7 protein-coding genes are annotated in these 4,061 nt (G+C 72.9%); 4 read left to right on the forward strand and 3 right to left on the reverse strand.

Translation table 11 applies throughout. The features are described from left to right. The 4 genes from D8M29_RS09380 to D8M29_RS09395 form a co-directional block, all read left to right on the forward strand. On the forward strand, window positions 1-127 hold a 127-nt coding region (locus D8M29_RS09380; RefSeq protein ID WP_144820283.1), incomplete at its 5' end, for an integrase core domain-containing protein. 72 nt (window positions 128-199) lie between these two features. Beyond that, window positions 200-1,024, forward strand: coding sequence for an ABC transporter ATP-binding protein (locus D8M29_RS09385; RefSeq protein ID WP_052520061.1), 825 nt, complete (start codon window positions 200-202; stop codon window positions 1,022-1,024). Beyond that, on the forward strand, window positions 1,021-1,866 hold the full coding sequence (locus D8M29_RS09390; RefSeq protein ID WP_041103831.1) for a sulfite exporter TauE/SafE family protein: 846 nt from the start codon (window positions 1,021-1,023) through the stop codon (window positions 1,864-1,866). The genes D8M29_RS09385 and D8M29_RS09390 overlap by 4 nt, the downstream gene beginning before the upstream one ends. After that, entirely contained in the window at window positions 1,859-2,071 is a 213-nt protein-coding gene (locus D8M29_RS09395; RefSeq protein WP_238693368.1) for a hypothetical protein, read from the forward strand. The genes D8M29_RS09390 and D8M29_RS09395 overlap by 8 nt, the downstream gene beginning before the upstream one ends. Before the next feature lie 267 nt (window positions 2,072-2,338). Here D8M29_RS09395 and D8M29_RS09405 read toward each other — a convergent pair whose 3' ends face one another. The 3 genes from D8M29_RS09405 to D8M29_RS09415 all read right to left on the reverse strand — a co-directional run. Then, a complete protein-coding gene (locus D8M29_RS09405) occupies window positions 2,339-3,397 on the reverse strand; it encodes a biotin/lipoate A/B protein ligase family protein (RefSeq protein WP_127435501.1) in 1,059 nt (352 codons plus the stop codon). Window positions 3,398-3,500: 103 nt separating this feature from the next. Then, entirely contained in the window at window positions 3,501-3,758 is a 258-nt protein-coding gene (locus D8M29_RS09410) for a type B 50S ribosomal protein L31 (RefSeq protein WP_036336843.1), read from the reverse strand. A 109-nt stretch (window positions 3,759-3,867) separates the two neighbouring features. Further along, on the reverse strand, window positions 3,868-4,061 hold a 194-nt coding region (locus tag D8M29_RS09415; RefSeq protein WP_305034225.1), incomplete at its 5' end, for a TrmH family RNA methyltransferase.

Raw genomic sequence — 4,061 nt, forward strand, 5'->3', positions numbered from 1 at the left:
GCGTGAGGCGCTGGCCGTGTGGGTGAACCACTACAACTACCATCGGCCTCATACCTCCTGCGGGGACGCCCCTCCGGCCTCGTTGGCACCGGCCCGAGTCAACAACGTCATGCCCTCCTACACCTAGGCGGGGGTGCGGGCGCGGCCGGGCGTGCGTCGCATCGGCGACGCGCCGGCCGGCCGGACTAGGCTGGCCCCCATGACCACCCCCGCGCCTCCCGACGACTGGTTCCTCCCGGATGAGGACGCCGTGCTGCAGATGCGCCGCGTGCGCGTGCGCCGCGGCACCACCGACATCCTCGGCCCCCTGGACTGGACGGTCCGCGCGGGGCAGCGGTGGATCGTGATGGGCCCGAACGGCGCCGGCAAGTCCACGCTGCTCCAGCTGGCCGCGGCCCGCCTGCACCCGACCGCCGGCGACGTCGGCGTGCTGGACGAGGTGCTCGGCGCCGTCGACGTGTTCGAGCTGCGCCCGCGCATCGGCCTGTCCTCCGCCCAGCTCGCCGCCCAGGTGCCCGCGAACGAGACCGTGCAGGACGCCGTCGTCACCGCCGCCTACGGGATCACCGGCACGTGGCGCGAGCGGTACGAGACGGAGGATCGCGCCCGCGCGCTCGGCCTCGTGGCGACCTGGGGGCTCTCCCGCCTCGCGCACCGCGCGTTCGGCACCCTCTCCGACGGTGAGCGCAAGCGCGTGCTCATCGCCCGTGCCCTGATGACCGATCCCGAGCTGCTCCTGCTGGACGAGCCCGCCGCGGGCCTGGACCTCGCCGGGCGGGAGGACCTCGTGCGCCAGCTGACGGCGCTCGCCACGGACGAGGACGCGCCCGCGCTGGTCCTCGTCACGCACCACCTCGAGGAGGTGCCCCCGGGCTTCACGCATGCCCTGCTGCTGCGGGACGGCGGCGTCGTGGCGGCCGGGCCCATCGAGTCGACGCTCACCGAGGAGCACCTCTCCGCGGCGTTCGGCACGGACCTGAAGGTGACCCGCACAGGCGGTCGGTACACCGCCGTGGCCCGGTGACGGGGCTGCTGACCGCGCAGCTGCTGGGCATGGACCTGTGGCAGGTCCTGCTCGTGCTGCTCGCGGGGTTCTGGGCCGGCACGATCAACTCGGTGATCGGCTCGGGCACGCTCGTCACCTTCCCGACGCTCGTGGCGGTCGGGTTCCCGCCCGTGACGGCCCAGGTCTCCAACGCGATGGGCCTGGTGGCCTCGGGCTTCTCCGGCACGTACGGGTACCGCCGCGAGCTGGCCCAGTCCCGGGCGCTCCTGCCGAAGCTGACCGTCGCGTCCCTGCTCGGCGGGGTCATCGGCGCCGCGCTGCTCACCACGCTGCCCCCGGCCGTGTTCGGCTACGTCGCGCCGGTGCTGCTCGTGGTGGCCCTGACGGTCGTCGTGCTGCAGCCGCGCATCCAGGGGTGGGTCAGGCGTCGGGCGGAGGACCAGGGACCGACCCCCGGCGCGGACTCTCCCGTGCCGGTGGGCCCCGTGACCCCGACGCTGTGGACGCTCGTGTTCCTGACCGGCATCTACGGCGGCTACTTCGTGGCCGCCCAGGGCGTCATGCTCATGGCGATCTTCGGCGTGCTGCTGGTGGGCGGCACCCTCGTGCACGCCAACGCCGTGAAGACGTGGCTGTCGCTGGTGGTCAACCTCACCGCCGCGGCGTTCTACCTGGTGTTCGCCTTCGACCGCATCGACTGGCGGGCCGTGCTGTTGATCGCGCTCTCCTCGCTCGTGGGCGGGCTCGTGGGCGCGCGGATCGGGCGGCGCATCTCGCCGACGGCGTTGCGCGTCACCATCGTGATCGTGGGCCTGGCCGGGCTGGTGGTCATGGTGATGCGGCAGGTCTCGGGTGGGTGAGGGCGGGACCCGCGAGGTGCGCCTGGAGCGGATCGAGGACCTCGCCGACCCCCGCCTGGCCCCCTACACGACCATGACGGACGCGGCCCTGCGCCGTCGCGTCGACGCGGAGCACGGCGTCTTCCTCGCCGAGTCCTCCCAGTGTCGCGTCTCCTCCTGGGCAGGCGTGCGGCCGCCGCCCGGCTCGTCCAGCCGCGGTCCGTGAGCAGAGGCACGCGGCGGCCGGAGGCCAGCTCCAGCTCGAGGGCGCAGTGGACGTCCACGGTCGACCGTGGGCGCCCCGGGGCGTCGGAGCGGGCGATCAGGCGGACGGGGGCGTCGTCGTCGGGGGTCATGGTCCGATCCTGACAGAGCCGCCCCGCCACACCTCGACGCGTCGGGGGCGGTTTCGGGCGGTACTCACGTCGAATACCACCGCAAACCGCCCCCGGACGGAAGCGTGCCGGACGGTGCCGGGACGCCGTCAGGCGGCTCAGGGCACCCGCGCGGTCCACTCGGGGGTCGTGAACTTGGTGCGGGCCAGCTGCTCGGCCTCCTCACGGGTGGCCTCGTCCAGCTCGACGCGGCGGGCGCCGTAGCGCTCCTCGAAGGTGGTCATCATGGTCTCCCAGATCTCGGCGCGGGAGACGCCGGTCTGGCGCCGGAGCGGGTCCACGCGCTTCTTCGCCGAGGTCACGCCCTTGCCGCGCAGCTTCTCCCGGCCGATGCGCAGCACCTCGAGCATCTTGTCCGCGTCGATGTCGTAGCTCATCGTCACGTGGTGCAGCAGCCCGGCCGTGCCCACCCGCTTCTGCGCGGCGCCGCCGATCTTCCCCTGGTCCGTGGCGATGTCGTTGAGCGGCTGGTAGAACGCGTGCACGCCGAGCCGGGAGAGCGCGTCCATGGTCCACTCGTCCAGGAACGGGTAGGTCTCCGCCGTCTCCAGCCCGTCGACCAGCGACGACGGCACGTGCATCGAGTACGTGACGCAGTTGTCCGCCTCCATGAACATCGCGCCGCCGCCGGAGATCCGCCGCACCACGTTGATGCCGTGCCGCCGCGCCCCCTCGGGGTCCACCTCGTTGGCGAGCGACTGGAAGGCGCCGATCACCACGGCCGGCTCGTTCCACTGCCACAGGCGCAGGGTCGGCTTGCGACGTCCCTCGGCCACCTGCCGGGTGAGCACCTCGTCCAGGGCCACGGTCAGCGCGATCGGCATCGGCTCCGGCCCGATGACCTCCCACTCGTGGTCCCCCCACGTGGTCGCCTTGCCGAGGGCCCGACGCACGGCCGAGGCGACCGCGAAGGCGTCCACGCCGAACAGCTCGGCCTCGGAGCGCAGCCCACGCTCGACGGCCTCCCGGATGACCCGGTGCTCGGCGTCCGCGGACAGCCCGGCCACCGCCGCGTTGAGGTCCTCGAGCGCCTCGTCCGGCTCGAGGAAGAAGTCGCCGTTGATGCTCGCGGTCGCGATCCGGCCGTCCGCGAGGCTCAGGTCCGCCGCGACCAGCTTGCCGCCGATCACCTTGTATTCACCGTGGAGAGTCGTCATGCCCGCCAGCCTACGGGCGACGCGACGGGCCCCGCACCGCCCGGATCGCTCCGGGGGCCCGGGGCCCGTCGTCGTGGTGGGCGCGCGGCTCAGGCCGCCGCGGTCACTTCTTGCCGCCGAAGCCCTTGAAGCGGGCGTTGAAGCGCTCGACGCGGCCGGCGGTGTCCATGATGCGCTGCTTGCCCGTGTAGAACGGGTGCGAGGCGGCCGAGATCTCGACGTCGATCACCGGGTAGGTGTTGCCATCGGTCCACTCCGCGGTCTTCTCGGAGTTCGCGGTGCTGCGGGTGAGGATCTTCTCACCGGAGGCGAGGTCGTTGAAGATGACGTAGCGGTAATCCGGGTGGATCTCAGACTTCATGGTGCATCCTTCGTTTCAGCCGCCTGATTGGGACCAGGGGCGCGAGAGGTGTGGTCAGGGGGTCCGCCGGACGGCGGGCCAGCCGCCCACTCTACCGCACCCGGGCCGGTCAGCGTGCGCGCAGCTCCCACAGCGCGACCGCCGCGGCCGCGGCCACGTTCAGCGAGTCGACGCCGGCGGGCATGGGGATGACGACGTCGGCGTCGGTCTGGGCGAGGGTCTCGGGCCGGACCCCCGGCCCCTCCTGGCCGAGGACGAGGGCCAGACGCTCGGCGGTCCGCAGCGGCTCGATCCGAGCGGAGT

It is taken from the genome of Micrococcus sp. HSID17227, assembly GCF_003989405.1.
GTDB classification, from domain to species: Bacteria; Actinomycetota; Actinomycetes; order Actinomycetales; family Micrococcaceae; genus Micrococcus; species Micrococcus luteus.

Coding starts and splice junctions, on each gene's coding strand:
- D8M29_RS09405 (WP_127435501.1), bottom strand. CDS start 3,397: ATGACGACTCTCCACGGTGAATACAAGGTGATCGGCGGCAAGCTGGTC.
- D8M29_RS09385 (WP_052520061.1), top strand. CDS start 200: ATGACCACCCCCGCGCCTCCCGACGACTGGTTCCTCCCGGATGAGGAC.
- D8M29_RS09410 (WP_036336843.1), bottom strand. CDS start 3,758: ATGAAGTCTGAGATCCACCCGGATTACCGCTACGTCATCTTCAACGAC.